Here is a 1,318-nt window from a genome sequence, read left to right as displayed (position 1 = left end):
AAAAACAAGGACACCCACGATTCCCATGGCTGAATAGCCGTCGGCCAAGCCTTCGCGATGGTTAGATCAGTCGGAAAGGTTGATGGTGGTGAGGTGATTTAGCGATCTGCGCATCGAAAATCCTTGCTGGGGCCGAATTTGCCCGCAGTCGCTCCTGCGGAGGCCCCGGATTGACCGGTTTGTGGCTTCTGGAGGGGCCTACCAGGGAAGTGGTTGTTCTCGCAGCTTCATGAGGGCGAACTCTCCCGAAACGCCCTTCATCCAGCGCTGCCCGAGACCGGCGGCTTTGAGCATCAGCGCTTCAGCCGAGCCGATCGCGCGATAGTAGCGGCTTTCTGTGCCTTGGACGCGTCGCATCCATTCATGAGGGTGGCTGGCGACGCTCCAGAGCCCTTCGGGCGGCGATTTTTCGGTTGCGGAGAGTTTGCCGCGCTTGTCTGGACGCGTCTGCAGTCCTGTCCAGCGCACGAGCTCGATGTAGCTTCGTTGCGTCAGGTCGGCGAGCATGTCGCTATCGAGCCCGGCTACGGGCTTGAGGGACTGGTCCTGTGATCCCCGGCCGAGTGCTGTCCCGATGGCCGATCGGGTCGACCCGAGCCGGTGCCGGACGGAGGTGTGCTCGGAGTCGCGAAGCGTCTCGCACATGCCGGCCCGAACCGGATTCAGGTCGACGTAAGCCATGCACGACACAACGGCCTGCTCATCCAGTAGTGCCTGGCACTTGAACCGCCCCTCCCAGAAGCGCCCCGTACAGCCGTCCTCCCGATTGGCCATCCGGGCAATCGGTTCGTTGAGTGCGCGCATGAACCAACTGATCGAGCCGAGCCGCTGGCGGATTACGTCAAGCCGCTCGGCGTTGCCAAGTAGGGCGAGGGTGGCGCGCTCCACGCAGGCCGGGTCGTCGCGATTACTGATCGATCCCGGAAAGACCGCTAACCATCGTTCAGCGACCTCTCGGTCCGACCAACGCCAAGGCGCACGGGGATCGCTGCGCAGAACTACGTGGAAATGGTTCGACATGACGGCATAGGCGTAGACCGAAACAGCGAAGCTTTCGGAGAGCTTGAAAAGGCGGTCCTCGATCCACTGACGTCGGTGCTCGAAGTTCTTGCCGGTGTATTGGTCAGTGCCACAAAGAAAGGCGCGCCGTACGCATCGGCTGACACAATGGAAGAAGCCGGGCTCCTCGTCGCTGACTAACTGACTGCGTGGATAGGTCATGTCTCTATTCTGGCGCCGGGAGAGACGCCCGCCAATCCGGAGACTGTCCCGGTGAGCTGTAGGAGATTTCCTATAGATCATGGGTGTCCTGATTCTG

1 protein-coding gene is annotated in these 1,318 nt (G+C 61.2%); it reads right to left on the bottom strand.

The annotated features are described in order from the left end of the window. Positions 1 to 198: 198 nt before the first annotated feature. Positions 199 to 1,221 (bottom strand): transposase, encoded by a 1,023-nt coding sequence (locus tag ACEWQ0_RS09810; RefSeq protein WP_476485238.1) that lies wholly within the window; start codon positions 1,219 to 1,221, stop codon positions 199 to 201. Positions 1,222 to 1,318 lie beyond the last annotated feature (97 nt).

Source organism: Wenzhouxiangella sp. YN9, assembly GCF_056324165.1.
The sequence above is the reverse complement of the archived record's forward strand: the minus strand, read 5'-3'. Positions and strand labels throughout refer to the sequence as shown.